A 17,387-nucleotide genomic window follows, 5' to 3' on the forward strand; every position below is an offset into this window, starting at 1 on the left:
ACGATACCTGTTCACTGGATGCGATTCAGCGAAGAAGTTTCAGTGAGATTCGGGCAGCCAGAAACGTCGCGGTAGCTGATTCGTTTCGAAACACCCCGCACGTCAGAAGTTGTCGGATGCCACGTACGGCCCTTCACTCAATCATACTCATCGACTTGGGTGTCATTGCCACCTCGGTTTGCTCTGCCGCCCCTCAATCCGTTGGGTTGGCTGATGGCGATGAGGCTGATGGAGAGATCCGCGTTGACGGCTTCGGCGAGCTGCTCGCACAGTGCCATTGGGCTCGTCGCGTCGCCTTCCTCGGCCTCGTCAAGTCGATTCTTGACGTGCAGCCGATCGAGTGATTCCGGCATCACCTCGTAGGCATTGGAGTACCAGGCGACCGCGCGATCCTGAGCGGCTTGGCGATATGCACCGCGGGCACGGCGACTGAGATTCCACCAGCCATCGCCGATCGCAACGCTATCGACATAACTCTTGCTTCCTTGCAAATCCAGTTTCGCAATCTCCATCACCTCTTCGTTCCCCCCCTCGGCGATCAATGGCAGACCGGTACCCCAATCGCCTTTGATGAAGCACAGAAAACGCCCAAAGGCCGCGCCGGCTTCGACATTCGCAGGGTCATTTCGATAAATCGATAGGGCTTCCGCGGCTTTGTCGAACTCCTTTTGGGCCGCCAGGATCTGAGATTTGACCTTGTTGAGTAAACGTGGGATGTCTTCATCACGTTGCTGCCCCGTCAAACGATAGGCCAGACGCGCCACCGCAGCGGCTTGCAAGAAATCGTTGTCGACGACCCCGGCGTGGATGACGTGTGCGGCGCGAGTGATGATGGGGTTTCCATCAACTGAGTCAGGATCACGACCGGACAACGCATCGTTGAACGCGAGCAACCACTCGACGGTTTCGTCATACGCGTCGACTTCGAAGCGTCCGACGCGCTGGTCAATTCCTTGAATGAGCTCCGCCGCGCCGCCGGAGTCGACAGCCAGTCGCAGAGCAGCGGTCTGCAGGGCGTAGGCTCCCGCGACATCGTCCTCCATCGCCATGGCTTGTGCCAGCAAAGTCTTTGCAAGCTCTCGTTTGTCATCGTCGTACCTGGCTTCGCGAATCTGCTCGGCGAACACTTTGCGAAGCTTTTCTTGTGCGATGGCCAAATCGGCTGCACTGGGAACGGTCTCACGGACCACGACGGGTTCCGGTGCGACCGGGGCTTGTTCGGGTGGTCCACTGGGCAATCTGGAGTTGTCGTCGAGCATCTCCTCCGGTTTGGTAGACGTTGCAACAGCGGCTTCAGAGACTTCGGAGATCGTTATTTCGCGGTGAATCTTTCCTGCGAGTTGACCGTCGCCTTTGTCACAGGTCAACGCATTGAAGACTTCTATGTTGGAAAGGCCAGATGAAATCAGAACCGGCCAGCCGTTTGCCCACGCCGCGTAGGTTCCGTCTTTCCTCAGTCCGCCCAACACGGTCTTGAAGTCCGTGTCGAACGAATAAGAAAAGTCATCCGGTTTGGTCCACTCGACCGCCATGCTGTCAGGGACTTCGAGCAGTAGGATCGTGTTCTCCACTCCGTCCTCGATGCGATTGAATCGTCGAACTTGAGTACCTTGTTCGAAAATGGCGTCTGATCCACACGGGACCAAATAGTTGGTCTTGGTGTCAAAACGCTCTGGAGACACGTATTCGTCCGGGATGTACTGCAACAGCGAAAGATTGGGTTCTTTATTCCACGGTTTTTCGGGGTCAAATTTCTTGTAGAGTTCCTCGTAACCTAGATAGGGAAGCAACTCGACTCGCCACGAAAGCGTCGCGATCCCGTTTCCTGCCACGCGGTATCGAACGGGAAAGCCAGCATACTTGACCGAGTGTTTTTGCAGTGCATCGGCAATCTTTTCAATGTTGGAAACCGCGCGTTTGCGTCGCTCGGTGTCATTGAGCGGTTCGGCGGGAACCCGCTCGCTGATCGGCAGTAATGCGGGTTTCGCCGGCTCACCGGCGTCGCCGCTGGCAGTGGACTCGTCCGTTTTCGTAGCAACGTCTGATGCGGGCATCGCCCCAGGTTGCTCGTTGACGACGGGTGCCGGCGGCGGCGTGTCAGGCTTTTCATCTTGATCTTTCATTGCTTGATTGCGTGCCTGGCGTGCCTTGGCAGCCGCCATCATGCGATCGGCTTGGCTTTGTCCACAACCGGAGAGCAACAACGAAAGAACTGCGAGCGATCCAATGAATCGCGTCGCGATGGAGGGCTTGCCGTCTGTTTGAGATCGAGTGTTGACCATTTTTCTAATTGGGTTTTATCTGAATGTGGTTGGATCAGTTGCTCAGCAGTACCCTGCGGAGAAATTGATGCGTCAGTGCTCCACCACCGAGGCACCAAGTTTGAACGATCTCAAATCGATCATTTTGGTTTTGTGCATCGTTAAAAACGAGCTCCAGTCGACTGCGAGTTTCCGCCAACCGGTTCTCAACCGCAGCGTACTGCGACGCAGGTGACTGGATGGCAGCCGGGTTCCGTTTCAACTTTTCGGCGTCATCGTGCGTCACCTTATTGGACTTCGCAAGCAGGCTGGTCAAATCCTCGCTGCCATTCTCGATCGACCAAGACCACTGAGTCTCGGCGGACACCAAGACCACACTGGTCTTCTCCGCTCCACAATCAATGAATGCGATCGTGGGCGTTTTGGTAGATGCTGTCGTCGTTTCCATCTCGGCGATCGACTCGCTTTCGGGCTCGCTTTCGTCGGATTTGGACTTCTTTTTTGGTTTCTCTTTCTCGTCCTTGGTGGGATTGAGTAACTCGGGAAACTCGCAGACGGCGAAATTGACCAATGCCATGGCATCGCCTTGCATCCCAGAGACATCCAGTCCCAGCCCTTTGAGCAACTCGATGCGTTGCTCGACGGCGTGTTTGCGAGCGGCGACGATGGTGGCGGGGCGACCATGCTGCGACTCTTTCTCAAGTTCAGCCACCCACTTCACCGCGATCAACTCGTCCAGCGGAATGGGAATTCTTGCCTCGATTTCATTGTCTAAATGGGGACCGACCATCTTATCCGCCAGTGGCGGCAGTCGAACGAACCGACTGACCAGTTGACGTGACGGCAAGTTGACCCATATCGCTGCATCGGCGAGATCTTTCGATTCCAGCATCTTGGTGATGCACTGGCCGATCACTTCGCTGTGCTGGGCTTCGGAGCCTCGGCGACACAGCGGTGCATCGAACTCATCGATGAAGCAATCCGTGAAAGTGATCCCGGTTTCTCCGACAGCCAAGCATACCGCCCGGACACCGGATGCACCGATATCGATTCCCCAGCACTTCTTAGGCTTCTTTCTCAGGCTGCTGAGAAAACCTTTCTTGGGGGCGAACTGTTCCTTGATGCGACCTTGACCCAAACCCTGCAGCGCCAGTCCGAGTGCAACATTCATTCTGCCCGCGGCGGCTTTCATTTCTGGTGCGTCGAGTCCGCTGACGCAGGTGGGAACCCCCAGATAACCCAGGGGACCACCGCACCAGCTATCGACCACTGGCAACAAAGTCGGAAACGGATTTTTGGGTTCACGCTTCTTTTGCTTGAGGTCGGTCGCCAGACGCTGCACCCATCGTTTTGCGGAGGGATCATCAGGCGCATCCTTCGTCCAGCGAACCGCGAGTCGCCCCAGCACGGGAGTTGCGTAGGGCTCCACCTCAAACTGATGAGCCATCCACCTCAGGTTGTCCACGGACAATCGCATTTTCTCAAAGGCGTCGTCCTGGCCGATGGACGGGACACTGTCCAAGACGCTGACGGCATCGTCGTATCGGTGTGCATCCAAGTATTTCTTGCACCGCGAAAGCAGTTTTTTGGTGACGGCACGAGCCAAACGCTGGTAGTCCTGTTGGTCCGGCTCCAATTGCAACAGTTGGTCCAATAGCGGGCCAGCGAGTGCCCAGTCCTTCTTTGCGATGGCTGCCTGAGCGTCTCGCTCATAGCTGCCCAGTTGGTCACGCAGGGTGGTCGCCTTTTCGAGGATCGACTTGGACTCCAAATCGAGCAGATTGGTCGGAACCTTGCTGAGCAACTCGATGACGGTGACGTGGTCTTTTCTGGCGTTGGCTTCTTTCGCCCGCTGAATCACTTCGCTCGCCTGGCTGACTTCGCGACTGGCAAGCTGCTGGACCTTCTCTGCGGCAATCTTGGCCTTTTTCGCTAGATCCGCATATCGATAGTCTGTGACGGTCGAGACACGTTTCAACAAGGACTGAGCGCGATCGAAATCGTGTTGTTTGGCGACCGCGATCGCTTCTCCCATCCAAGTCTCGTATTTCTCGCGATTCGTCTCGACTGTTTTCTTCAGGTCATGGCCGCATGTCCCGCAGAACGCCTGACCTAGAAGAGTCGGTTTGCTGCATCCAGGACATTGTTCGTGCAGTGCGTGTCCGCAGCCTTGACAGAATTGCGCATCGGACAGGTTGGGGGCCTCACAGGCGCCGCAATTGATGGTCTGACCGGAGAGTGAGTGAGCGGATGCCATGAAAATGTTGCTCAGCGTGTTCCTTGAACAAATGACGGATGGTGGGGCAGGCAGTGAGACGGCCTGAACCTCAACGTTGATCCAGATCGACGACCGCTCCCATCAACGGAAACCAATTGGAAAAGTCGTGGTTCTGTGGATCGCCGACTTGAACATATCCGTGTTTTTCGTCTGCATTAAAGGTCACCATCGGGCAATCTTTGGGAACAATGATGCTCAATCGATAACTGCCTTCGGTCGTGGTCGGTGTGAGTTCCGCACGCAATTGCTTGGGCTCGATGTCCAAGACCTCCACATGACGAGAGATGTCTCCGCGAACTCGACAGATCAAGTGAAATCGGTGCTCCTTGCTCGAGTCCAGCGTTCCGATCTCCAGCCCTTGCTCCATGTGAATGTCGGGGCTGTAAAAGTTGATCGGTGCGCGGACGGTGCCCTTGTACTGAATCTCGTGTTCGATCGTCTCACTGCCATCAGCGGGGCGGACGACCAAAGTCAGCTTTCCGGTGTAGTCTTCGTGCGAATTGGTGGAGGTGAACAGGTTCAGTTTCCAAGCCGAGCGTGGATACTTGTCGGCCAATTCTGGTGCGGAGTTGTCGATCGGTTCGGCGTGCCATTCAAACGGCTCGCGATCTGCGCGAACGTCTTCGATGACAAAGTCTTCCCAAAGTTGGCTAAACACCACAAACCTGGAATCGGTTTCCACTCCCGGATCCGTCTTGTTGAAACCGATCGAGTCCGGAGCAATGAACTTCGCCCGGACTTCGCCGACAACCGCCAGTTCGATCGTCTCGTGCTCCGGATCATTGGTGACCAACACCGCAGTCTGGCGGTACTTTTCGGCTTGGTATCCCGTATTCCAAGTCAGCGTCACGGTGGTCTCTTCACCTGGCATGACGAGTCCGTCCTTCAAGTCTCCGACGGTGCATTTGCAACTGGTTTCACGCAGGGTCAGAGTCAGTGGATCGGTGCCGGTATTGCCGATCGTGAAGGTGTGTGACTCTGTGGTGTGGGGATCGATCATTCCGAAATCGTGCGAGCGTTTCTTCAAGCTCACTTTCGGACGCGCCGCTTCGCCAAGCTCCTTGACCTGCTGAAGCTTCTCTTTTCGCTGCTTCAACGCCGTGAGTTTAGCCTCGTATTCGGCGCGACGGCTGTCGGGAACCCCGAACGGCTTGTAGGTCACCGTCAACGCGAACGCTGCCGTCACACAGGCGAAGACCAAGAGGAATGCAAGAAACCAACTGAAACGTTTGGCGAAGGTATTCATGTTTTGTTTTGAGTTGTAGCGTAGAACGAAAAAGCCCTCGCGGCTGCATGGCAACCGCGAGGACCGAGTTTTCAAGGTGATTATGCTGCGTTAAGCAACGTTAGGATCACTCGAAGACACCTTTGAAGTACATGTCGTTGAGGAACAGTCCACCGAAGAACTGGTCGCGGCTCATTTCGACGGTGTCGTCAGCATATCCCACTCCGTCCACTTCGGTTTCTGACAGACCGGTGACGCCGAAGCCTGGGTTCAGGAAGCCGTCGGCGTTGTCGTCATAGAAGGTCTTGACCGAGCCGTCACCCATCAGGATGTTGGCCGAACCTTGGTGAAGAGCGAACCAGTCACGAGTGTCTTGCAGGTAGACGCCGTATCCGGTCGATGCAGCACCAACGCCAATGCCGGTTCCTTGAGGAGAAGCACAAGCAGCGGTCGTGGGCTGGCTACGCTCGCAGCTCAGTTGGTTTGCCAAGGTCACGCCACCACCGATCAGGTTGATCGACTTGCTGCCGGTGTCCCAGTAAGCAGGACCGTCGTTGAACGCTTCGGTGAGCAACTCACCAGCTTTGATCAACTCTTTGCTGGTCGCGTCGTTCAACGCAGTACCATAGTGGTCGTCTGGGCTGATGATGAGGTCAGCACCCAGGATGGCTTCGTCGATGTCACCAGGAGCGGCACAGCCGATCAGGCCAACGTTGCTGGAGCTGACGCGGCTCTTGTCCAAAACGGAAGCAGCCAGAGGACCGGTCGTTCCACCGAGTCCCTTGAACTTGCCACCGGTCAACGAGAACAACTCGTTCTTGGTGGTGTCGACCAAACCAGTTGCGGTTTCGGTCTTGATCATTCCACGGACCAAGTGCCAGCTAGCTGCGTAGTTGGTGTTGAAGCCGTTTTCCAAGAAGTAACGAGCAACCAGAGAGGCACGCTCTGCACTGCTTGCATCGGTTCCGGCGAAGCCAGTTGAACCAGCGCTGGGGCCGTTGACGCCAGCCCAGCTCGTCATGTTTCCACAGAGACCTTTGCTCAAACGAGCAAGAGGAGCATTGTCCTTGCTGTCGTTGGTGTCGCCGCCGATCAAGTCGTTGAGCTTCTCCGAACCCTTCAGAGGATTCGATGGGTCCAACGATTCGTTCATGTTTGCGTCACCGATGTTGACCAAGTCAGCGACCCAGCCGTAGGTGTCCATGCAGCCATCGCGCTTGAAGTCGCTAGCACCCGAGCACAAGGCGCCACCGGGGTTACGGACACTGTACTTGAACAGACCAATACCAACGTTCTTGAGGTTGGCACGGCACTGAGCAGCACGAGCTGCTTCACGTGCCTTGGTGATTGCTGGCAACAACAAAGCTGCCAACAGAGCGATGATGGCGATAACCACCAACAACTCGATCAGGGTAAAACCTGCATTTCGCTTACGCGACATCTCAAAATTCCTTTCGGATTTCTCTGGACGAGCGGTACATTGCTCGGCCAAAATGGGGGAACTACCAGCAGGGGGAAGCGGCGAGACTCCGATGGCATGGTCGTTGACTCCGACCGCCTCGCCATCCTCGTCGCTTCTCCTGCACCACTACAAATACGGACTGAATTCGCACGCGTTGCTTCAGGCAACGCCGTCTCTCCTCCGCGGTTCCTGAACATCAGATCAGGTTGGCGAAATTAGAAACCATTCAAGCGAAAGCAGTATTCAGTCAGTGTTAGAAACGCGTGAATCTGTCTGAGGACTTTCTTTCGCTCGTCAGCGTCGATGGTGATTCCCAATCGGTCATCCCAACTCCACGTGACGCGGGTCATTTCAACAAGGAAAAGTCGATCCACAACTTCAAATTGTCGATCTCATCGAGTCTTCATCATTCCTTTGCAAAGACGGATTCGGGCGAGAGACCGCAAACGCAGTAAACACCAATGAATTCCGGGGAAATCACCCAGAAGGGCCAGGAACGCTTCACACTTTCTTAACAAAATGGGCGAGCGGGGAATCGTGCTTTGCGGGGGCACGTCAGCCTAGCCCGGATCATATTCATCAGCCGGCACGCGATAGCGTCCGGTTCCCGAGTACAGGTGCAAGAACCGGACGCTATCGCGTGGCGGCTGATGTGCGCAGACTGTTTTCGTGCCAATCCGCGCAAGCCGTTTCACGCAAACGTGTTGTGAGTCGCATGAATCATTCGGGCTAGTGCCGTGTCCAATCCAAGAATTAGGGTTACCCGTAGCGAAAGTCGTCAAGACTTTCGGCAATCTGCACGTTGCCGAAACTCTTGACGAGCTTCGCTACCCGAAAACCAAGCTGACGAGAAGCACTCGTGCCAAGATCATGAGTTGAGCTTTGATACCAGCACGAAGCGCAAGTGAGTGATTCACGGCGCTTCGTTCACTCGATTGCGTTTCGTGCTGGTATTTGCCTTGCTTCCAAGCAACGTCAATTCAAATTCGCAGCACTAGAAAGACTGACGTACGGGTTTCGAATTAGCGGTATGTCAGTCTAGAAAGACTGACGTACTTATTGTCACTGGTTCAGTTGTTCCTGGATCACTTCGCCAGAGGCTCGGGTTCCAAGTGCTCCCCATAATCCGTACGGGCTCATCGAGCCGACGGTGCTGTGGCCGGTGCCATTGGTCCATACGTTGGAATCGTGAACATCACCGGCTTCGATGGAGTCGCTCAAAAAGACCACCGCACCATCGCCCATCAGCACATGGACACCGCCCTGGTGACGACTGCTCGGTGGTGCCATTCCCATCGAACTGGCATCGCCCGTCGCACCGCCGCCCAGGCACACCATTCGGTTGGGAGGCAAAATGGTGTTCATTGCGGTAAAGGAGGTTCCGCCGGACGCCCAACGAGCGCCACGTCCTTCGGCCGATCCCGCGAGCGTGGGCGCGTTACCTCCGTCGGTACCCGTCGACCAAAAACGCGGTCGATTCGGACTGACAAACATTTCGTCATGCTCGCAGACATCGGGCTCGTCGCGAATTTCATCCGATTCGACTTGGATCGCCGCGATCGTTCTCACGTCACGATCGCCCAGATCGGTTGCGATTTCTCCACCAAAGATCGTATTGGATAGCCCGTCCAGCACATCACGAAAACGCATCTTTCGGCGTGCCACGAATGCGCCACGACACGAAGCATTGGCATCGATCGCGACGCTCGACGGTGCGGGGTTCTGTACGATAAAGTTGTTGGCGATCCACGGACCTTGGTCCATCATCGGAGTGGAGTCACCCAGGCAAGCGGCGTAGTTGGTCCGCCCGAAGGCTGGGAGCCCTTGCCCGGGATCGCTCGGGCATCGCAATGTTGGGATTTCGATCTGCCAAGGAACATAGCCTGCTTGCGACGTCCGTGGTCCCATCGCAGGCCATGGCGGAGTGCGAACGGCTGTGCTGCTAAAGATCTGTTGATTTGGGTTGGAGATCTGCTCCCAAATGCCTTGTTGCTCAAAGAATGGGGTCAAGCCGACCCAGATCGACAAGTCCATTCGGTTGTCCTGATCGGTCGTGCCATCCAGGCCGTTTACCCAAGTCCCACCTTTGTAAGTAGGCAGTTGTTTGTAAGTGCCGTGATAGTTTTGGATGGCAAGACCGAGTTGTTTGAAGTTGTTGCTGCAGCTCATTCGTCGCGCCGCTTCTCGCGCGGCTTGGACTGCGGGCAACAGCAGTCCGACCAAAATGCCAATGATGGCGATGACAACAAGCAGTTCAACAAGCGTGAAACCGTGTGAGCGTCGCAGTGAGGGTGAACAGGGACGCGAGGATGAAAGGGATGAATCCATGACCAGGGAGCTCTATTTGAAAGTATGAATGCAGGGATAACTCATCGATGGAAGCCATACCGGCGAACATCGATCGTGCAGCGCAAGCGATACTCGCGGAGGAGTTTCGCTACGTGCAAACTTGGAGTTGAATCAGCGCTGACGTGTCAAACACGCAGTGCATTCATCGGTGGTCCGCGTGTCAGATTGGCGGACGAGAGGAGCAACGGCAGCAGTGGAGCATCGCTTACCGCAGCGATGTCGGTGACGATGACAATGCCAGTGATCGTGGCATCTACGGTCACACGATCGGTGGTCAGTGTTCGCGCCGTACACAGCAAACACAAATCGGAGCATTCGTGATGACTGCCGCGGTCATATTGCGGCACCGTAGAGCCATCCGAGCAGTCGGCACCAACCTCAGCCGCCTCGCTAGGCTGGCACGCGGAGGCAACCGAGGGCGTGAAGGAGCTGCAACAACCACCGCAACAGTCGGGCGATGGCTCAGCATCGCAAACCGCGACATTCAGTGATTCACACCGTTCGGCTCGGTCGCCGTCTTGCTGGTGATCGTGGTCGGTGGCGTCGACATGGCAGCAAGAAACGCTGCCACCGGTTGCCACGTGATGGCCATGATGGTGCATCGCCGGCAGGAGTAAACCTCCCACCAGATAGCCCAGCAAAGCGATTCGAGCAACGAGTTGTGACACAGACGGGTCCAAGAGCCAATTTCAAACAGAAATCACTGATTCACCCTAAACAAACGGCCGTCCCAGCAAAAGGGCGATCCGTGTAAATCTTTGGTGAAATCCAGAACATAGGGCCGACGCCACCTGTCAATTTGCGGCAAAGATCCCTCGGTCTGAATGCTACGAACACGGACAGCATCGGGTTCGGCGAAGGGCATTTGGCAACCACTGTCACCTCCCTCTGGAGACCTGGGTGAGGTCGCGATCAGCCGCTGAGGCGAATGCGAGGGAGGGGGGCGGTCTGAGCAATTGAGCGTTTGGGATTGGGAAAACGCTTGCCGGGGCACGCTATCGATTTGGAAAATCGAGCGACATTGTCGTTCGACTTTCCAAGTCGAAAACGAACGCTACCAACCGCCTTAATCCGCGACGCACACTGTCACCTTCCCAAAGGAACTTGGGTGAGGTCGCGATCAGCCGCTGAGGCGAATGCGAGGGAGGGGGGCGGTCTGAGCAATTGAGCGTTTGGGATTGGGAAAACGCTTGCCGGGGCACGCTATCGATTTGGAAAATCGAGCGACATTGTCGTTCGACTTTCCAAGTCGAAAACGAACGCTACCAACCGCCTTAATCCGCGACGCACACTGTCACCTTCCCAAAGGAACTTGGGTGAGGTCGCGTTTAGCCGTTGAGGCGACTGCGAGGGAGGGGGGCGGCCTGAGCAATTGAGCGTTTGGGATTGGGAAAACGCTTGCCGGGGCACGCTATCGATTTGGAAAATCGAGCGACATTGTCGTTCGACTCTCCAAGTCGAAAACGAACAGCCCAGGCTTGCCCGGGATTTATTTTTCCGGACCTCCATCGGGTGCCCTGCCCGGGAGTGGACTGGCTATACTCACAGCTCGTTCCCGGCGTCGTGGAGGGTGTATCGAGCTACTCATCACGGTCAGCGGGATTAGAGTCCGTCTTGTTTGGTATTGGAGTAACTCAAGATGCGCAATCATGTTTTGAATCGAGTGCTGTCGACGCTGGCACTCATGCTTGTAATCAGTCCGACCGCCGACGCGGGTGGGTTCCTGAAGCGATTGCTGGGGCGCTGTGATCGACCATCAAGCAGCGTATGTGTCACGCCGCCGGTTTCCACGCCACCCGTCCAATGCAATCCCTGCTGCCAACCCACTGTTGTGGTGAATCCGTGCGGTGGTCAGGTCGGCACAGAAGTCATGCCGATGCAGAGCGTCGTCTATTCCACGCCGGTAACGATCGCGGCCCCCTTAGGCTGCGCACCCTGCGGCGAATTCTCTACATCCGTTGGATTCTCTGCTTCTATCGCCGACACGAAGCCGTGCTGTTGGAATTACGAGCGTCTTGATGGAGAAGGAACGGATCTGTCCATCGCGGACATTGAAAAGATCAACAAGGGAGGCTATTGGACACTCATTCAGAGACGGACGGACCCGGATGAGACGATTCCCTACGTGGCTCTCGAGTGGGAGCAAGATCCGAATAAAGTACCGAACCCAAAAGTGGCCCCCAAATCAGACCCCATCTATCAAATTACGCAACATTCTTGGTGCAAAGTGATGGAGTACCTGAAAACTACCGTGCGATTGAAGGATAACTTCACGGCACCAACAGATGTGTCGCGTGAAGAAAAAGAAGCATTTGATCTTATTGAAACCGCTCGGCGAACGGTACGCGACGGAAGGGAAACACAACCGTCAGATACTGACGGATTTGACCAAACCGTAAAAACTCTCTTTAACTGCACCGTCTGCAATGCACCAAACTTTGGTTGCTCCTATGGAGGCGGATACGAGGCCTACATGAAATGTATGTCAGAGCGAATGGCGGGTTGTCTGCAGTGTTTTACTTGCAGCAGTTCTGGGTGTGTTGAGGGCAACTGCTCTGAAGGATACTGCAAACAGAATTGCTGCGGCGTTGTCGAACAATGGTGATTGTTGCTCAACCACAGCATCAAACCATAATCGCTTGTGGATTTCGTCGTAGGTTGGCGGCAGTGCGATAAGTCCTGGCCGCTGACGCGTCGCGGCTCACGATGGGATGAAATTTCGGGCTACTGTGAATCATTCTGCACCAAGTAGATCGACTCCAGCGGCGCGCGATGGAGCGCCGACTCTGGATTGTAGCGATGATACGGCAATGCATTGAGATGCAGATTGGTGCGAATGAACATCCCCTTAACGTTTCCCGTCAGCCAAGAACCGCAGATGGGGTCGTTGATGAATAAGCCCCAGCGATTCGGGATCAACGTGTCGAACCGCCTTGGATACGCGTTTCCTAAATATTCCTCGTAGTCTCCACCTGCCCTGCCAATTTCCAGCACGTGGAGCCATGGAATGCCATCGTTGTACGTGCTGCGCACCGCTACATTGAATTCATCGTACGTCGGCAGTCGATAGCCGTTGATCTTTAAGTTCGGCGTCCATGGATTATGATAAAAACCGTCCTCCTGTTTCTTGTCTCGTTCGGCATTGTAGGAGTAGACGGGCTGAAGCCCGTTCCGCTTGCTCAGCCAATTGCAAAACGAAACCGCGTGGCGAAGGTCGATGTTGCTGATCGGGTAACTGAGGTCGCCTTGGAGTTCCACAGGCATACGCCCCTCAGGAAGGTACTCAACACGATCGGTCTTGCCGTCGGCCAGGGGAGCGGGATCGTCGAGAAACTCTTTATACAGTCGTCGTGTCACAGGCTGCATCGCGAACCAAACATTGACGACGACTTTCCCAATATGAGGTTCATCTTGTGTTCGAGGAATCTCGTAGAAAGGGTATTCCCCGGCATCAATTTTGCGCATCGGAATGCTTTCAGGTCCGATTTTCCAATTGGCGTTGGCCGGCGGTTGCACCGCAATCGTTGAAACGTCGTCGCCCATGTGAGTGGCCAAGAATCGTCCCATCGAATGCATGCTTGCCTTGGGGTGATTGATGAGCGGTTCGTAATCCAGACCGATTTCTTCTGCTCGAAGTTGCTCCTTGCGAAACGATCCCAACACCACACCTGTGTGATAACGGATGTCATCATCATCGGTTTGCGTGAACAGAGTTGCCCAGGGTTTCGCACTGCCGTGAAATCGACTGACTTCGGTCAAGAAAGCACAGTCGATCTTTGCATCGTCCGTGCCTTGCAAATAGCTCTCGGCGACCGACGTATCTCCCAGTTCGACCAACAGTGCGGCGGCGCGAGCACTGGCAATAGACGACTTTGAGTCGCTCAACAGTTTCAACACAGCCGGTGCATCCGTCATGCGTTTTGCCGTTGCCGCGATGGGTTCAAAGTATTCCGTCGGCGCGGTTTCGATGCCGCTGGCGAGCTGGCTGAATGAAGTCAATTGCGATTGCAAATAGAGGTTTGCTCTCAGGGACGCTTCGGGATTGAGCGAGTTGCTCCAGGGCCGCAATGCATCGACCGCGTCAGAGCCAAATTTGTCCAAATCCGCCATGTGTTCTTTGATGTCTCCGGCGGGGCCATGGATCAACGCATCGATCTTGGATGCCAACTCAGATCGCCGAGACTCCGCGGACTCTTGCCTCGCATGGATCGCCTCACTTCGTTGATGCCATGCGACGATGGACATGCCCACAAAGGCCAGTAAAGCCAACGCGGTCATCGAGATGCGACCACTGTGGTGACGTGTCGCCGCTCGCAGAAAGCTTCTTTGGGTCGCGTTCTTCTTGGTCCCAAATGGCGACATCGCCACCAACGTCAGGTATTCAACGTAGCCCGGCATCGTTCCGCTGCCCGGTCGTGTTGCCCAAGACCGACTCAGCTCGTTCAAACGAACACCGACGCGACCCCGCAGTGTTTGTTTTTTGGTTCGATCAATCCACTGGCGAATGGGTTGGACGAGAAAATCGTGCGAGAGCCGATACTGTGTGTGGTTTGCCGTCTCGCCAACCCCGTCGACTTGTACACCTGAGCCATAGTCGTTTTGAACAACGCCAATGACGCAGACGTCTTCCCCGAGAATCCGCAAACAGTCTTCCAGCAGGTGTCCGTGACCCGATCCTGCCAGCAAGGCGGCCAATTCAGCTTTGGTTTTCGTGTTGGTCATTACCGAGTCGCCCTCGAGCGGCAGCAGTGCTTCCAGGATCGGCAGAACGGCCGGCGCAACGCGGCGATACTCGGGAGATCTGGAACCGGTGCCCGATGTCGGTGTGAACAATTCTTGGAAGAACAAGCTGCACGCGCCCGAGACGCCACCCGCCGCCTTCAGTCCACGCGGCGACCAGTCCTGCAGCCGCAACATTTGCGAGAACATCACCAAATGAACGCAGATCACCGAACCGCCCACACTGAGTTCGTCGATGGCTTGGGTGATGAATTGCGATTGCTTGGACGAGAGAGGTTCCGGGGACTTGGGCAGTGTTCCCGATTCACGACCGATCGCTTCCAAGATCCGGCTTGCATGATCACGATCCAACAGGTCCACCGAAGCGATATTGCGTCCTTCCTGGAGTGGGATCTCCAACCATTTCAAAAACTCGGTCGCCGCCATCCAGTAGTCGTCACGAATCACGACCAACGCACGAATGTGTTGTCCGTCGCACTGCCGCAGAGCTTCGGCAAAATCACGGCGTTCCTCCAACGTCGCCTCACGCGACCAAGCCTCAAACTGATCAAACACGATCAGTAACTTGCGGAACGGATGACTCGATTCGTCGCTTCGCAACCGCGTCAAAACGTCTCGCAGCGACGAACCTGTGTTCTTTTCGCTGGGAATCTGCGAGGCGATGATGCGAATGATGCGATCGGCCAAATCGCCCGGTCGGCATTCGACATAGGCGGTACAGACACCGGGACCCAGGTTGGGGATCAATCCGGCGCGGACGTACGAAGATTTTCCGGAGCCACTGGGGCCGTACAGCACGCCGACGGGATGTTCCTTGTCGGGCTGGTCACTGTGAACCCAGTGCCGCCAAAAGAGGATTGATTCGGGCAGCCCAGAATGATCGCGTGGGCCAGGGATCAGCTCCAAATAGGCGTCCGTATCGTCTTCCGTGTAAGGCTGCAAACCACGCGACCGCACGCTGATCTTGGAACTGCGGACGGAGCTCTCATTGCGACTGGAGAGATCCGACCCCGGATGCGACACACTTACCAAGGCTTGACCCATGTATGACTGTTGCCAACGGGTCAGATCATCAATCAGTGCTTGCGCCGAGTCGTACCGATCCGACATGCGTTTTTCCAAACAACGCAAAACAATTCGCTGCATCTCGGGATCGATGGCAGTGTTGAACTGTCGCGGCGGTGGCACTTCTTTTTTCAACGTCGCCAACAAGACGGCCTTGCCATCTGGACCCACAAATGGTCGCGTGTTGGTCAGCATCAAATACATCACGACGCCGAGCGCAAAGATATCGGCGCGGCCATCAATACGGTGTGATTCCCCGCGGATTTGTTCGGGTGACATGTACCCCGGAGTGCCGCCCAGTCGCCCGGCCATGTCATCGGGAAAATAGGCCACGGCCAACCCAAAATCCAACAGTTTAATGTTGCCATCATCGGTGACGAACAAATTGCTTGGCTTGATGTCGCTGTGGACAAGTTTCCGGTTGTGGGCGTGCTTGAGCGCCTCAGCGACCTGTAGCACGATTTGAGCGACCTCGCCGAGCGTCAAGTTCTTCTTTTTCAAATGGTCTGTCAGCGTGCAACCCGACAGACACTCCATCACAATCAACAGCTCACGCTTGGAGATTGTGATCAAGTCATAGATCGAAACGATCCCTGGGTGGCTCAGTGATGCGACCGCTTTGGCTTCATCACGCACACGACCAGCGACAAAGCTGATCAGACCCGACGACTGCTTGATCGCAACGGGTCGATTGAGCTCGATGTCGCGGGCGCGAAACACCCTGCCAAAACCACCCGCACCGATCTGTTCCTGTATCTCATATCGACCCTCGATACGCGTCCCGACTTCATAGGGCTCTCGACGAACCGAGACAGTATCATCGAGGTCGTCGAGACCAGACGATTCGGCGGCATACTCCTTGGTCGGTAATTGATCACCGTGCTTCTGAGTGAGTTCACCTGCTGTTAACGGCGAATCGCTGACGGGATCCACAATGGGTTCGTCACTGCTAATGCCGGCGCTATCGGTTACCTCACTGATCGCATCGACATCCTCGATCGGTGAGCCTGATGACTCAGACTCATGATTCACGACACTCGAACTCTCGTCCATCGGATCGTTCCCCTCGGGCAATCGGCTTTGTAGTCCTAGAGAGGTAAAGGTTAGCCGTTGTGTCGGTCGAAATCAATCATTCACGCGGCGAATCCGGCTTCCGCTGAGCTTTGCAATGAATTCTCCTTTTTCTACCTCAGGACGGTCTGCTTGCCGCGTATAAGGACTTGAATGGATCGCTTTTCAACGCAGAGCCTTTGATTCTTGTCGTCTATCAGCCTGTTGATTTAGTGAGCCGCGACGCGTGAGCGGCCGGGCCATACGCATTGCCCGAGGCCTTACGGCCAACGGCTCACCAGTACTTCAGCAACACCAAATAAATCAACAGGCTGCTATGCCTCCACCAGATGAACATTTATCCGATGAACATCTGGTCGACCGGTGGCGACAGCACAACGACCAATCCGCCATCGCTGAATTGGCTGAACGCTATTTGGAAAGGTTTTACGCGACCGCGCGGGCGATGACGCTTCGCTGCACGCAGGCCGAAGACGTTGCGCAGGAAACGATGCTCAAGATCGTTCGTTCGATCGGCTCGTTCGACTCCCGCAAGTCCTTCCGCACTTGGTCGTACACGATCTTGCTGAACACGGTTCGTTCCCACCAGCGACGCAGCAGTATTCGATCACAACGCACCGATGCTTCCGTCGATGTCGGACAGATCGCCATCCACCAGCACACCTTGGAAACACAACTCGTCGAGAATGAAACTCGTCAGAAAATCCAACAGGAGCTTGCAAACCTGTCTGATAAGCAACGCACCGCGATCGTGCTGACCTTGATGGACGGGCTCGCGGCGGCCGCGGTCGCTGAAATGGAGAACTGCAGCGTTGATGCCATCTATCAACGTGTCGCCGAAGCTCGAAAGACACTTCGCAATGCACCTTCGCTGAAACAATTTTGGCAAGACGACCGATGATCACCACAACAAACGATCGTAGATCGACCCCATCG

Annotated in this window: 10 protein-coding genes; 2 read left to right on the forward strand and 8 right to left on the reverse strand. The window is 55.5% G+C overall.

All coding sequences use genetic code 11. The annotated features are described in order from the left end of the window. Positions 1–137: 137 nt before the first annotated feature. The 7 genes from Pla52nx_RS32265 to Pla52nx_RS32295 all read right to left on the reverse strand — a co-directional run bounded on the left by Pla52nx_RS32265 (position 138) and on the right by Pla52nx_RS32295 (position 10,243). Entirely contained in the window at positions 138–2,282 is a 2,145-nt protein-coding gene (locus Pla52nx_RS32265) for a DUF1559 domain-containing protein (protein ID WP_146523090.1), read from the reverse strand. Between the two features lie 34 nt (positions 2,283–2,316). Beyond that, positions 2,317–4,518, reverse strand: coding sequence for a pilus assembly protein PilM (gene pilM, locus Pla52nx_RS32270; RefSeq protein ID WP_146523089.1), 2,202 nt, complete (start codon positions 4,516–4,518; stop codon positions 2,317–2,319). Between the two features lie 70 nt (positions 4,519–4,588). Next, positions 4,589–5,785, reverse strand: coding sequence for a DUF1573 domain-containing protein (locus Pla52nx_RS32275; RefSeq protein ID WP_146523088.1), 1,197 nt, complete (start codon positions 5,783–5,785; stop codon positions 4,589–4,591). A 106-nt stretch (positions 5,786–5,891) separates the two neighbouring features. Continuing rightward, positions 5,892–7,205 (reverse strand): DUF1559 domain-containing protein, encoded by a 1,314-nt coding sequence (locus Pla52nx_RS32280; protein ID WP_146523087.1) that lies wholly within the window; start codon positions 7,203–7,205, stop codon positions 5,892–5,894. 236 nt (positions 7,206–7,441) lie between these two features. After that, positions 7,442–7,576 carry a hypothetical protein gene (locus tag Pla52nx_RS32285; protein ID WP_261344282.1) on the reverse strand — a complete coding sequence of 45 codons (135 nt, stop codon included), beginning with the start codon at positions 7,574–7,576 and terminating at the stop codon, positions 7,442–7,444. Positions 7,577–8,288: 712 nt separating this feature from the next. After that, positions 8,289–9,554, reverse strand: a complete 1,266-nt coding sequence (locus Pla52nx_RS32290; protein ID WP_146523086.1) for a DUF1559 domain-containing protein — start codon at positions 9,552–9,554, stop codon at positions 8,289–8,291. Between the two features lie 146 nt (positions 9,555–9,700). Next, on the reverse strand, positions 9,701–10,243 hold the full coding sequence (locus Pla52nx_RS32295; protein WP_146523085.1) for a hypothetical protein: 543 nt from the start codon (positions 10,241–10,243) through the stop codon (positions 9,701–9,703). A 995-nt stretch (positions 10,244–11,238) separates the two neighbouring features. Between Pla52nx_RS32295 and Pla52nx_RS32300 the strand changes: the two genes are divergently transcribed. After that, entirely contained in the window at positions 11,239–12,180 is a 942-nt protein-coding gene (locus Pla52nx_RS32300; protein ID WP_146523084.1) for a hypothetical protein, read from the forward strand. Positions 12,181–12,299: 119 nt separating this feature from the next. On the opposite strand, the gene Pla52nx_RS32305 is transcribed toward Pla52nx_RS32300, so the two are convergent. Beyond that, a complete protein-coding gene (locus tag Pla52nx_RS32305) occupies positions 12,300–16,433 on the reverse strand; it encodes a serine/threonine-protein kinase (protein ID WP_146523083.1) in 4,134 nt (1,377 codons plus the stop codon). 334 nt (positions 16,434–16,767) lie between these two features. Here Pla52nx_RS32305 and Pla52nx_RS32310 point away from each other — a divergent pair, with 334 nt between their 5' ends. Next, positions 16,768–17,352 carry an RNA polymerase sigma factor gene (locus tag Pla52nx_RS32310; protein ID WP_146523082.1) on the forward strand — a complete coding sequence of 195 codons (585 nt, stop codon included), beginning with the start codon at positions 16,768–16,770 and terminating at the stop codon, positions 17,350–17,352. The last annotated feature ends 35 nt before the right edge of the window (positions 17,353–17,387 follow it).

It is taken from the genome of Stieleria varia (genome assembly GCF_038443385.1).
Taxonomy (GTDB): domain Bacteria; phylum Planctomycetota; class Planctomycetia; order Pirellulales; family Pirellulaceae; genus Stieleria; species Stieleria varia.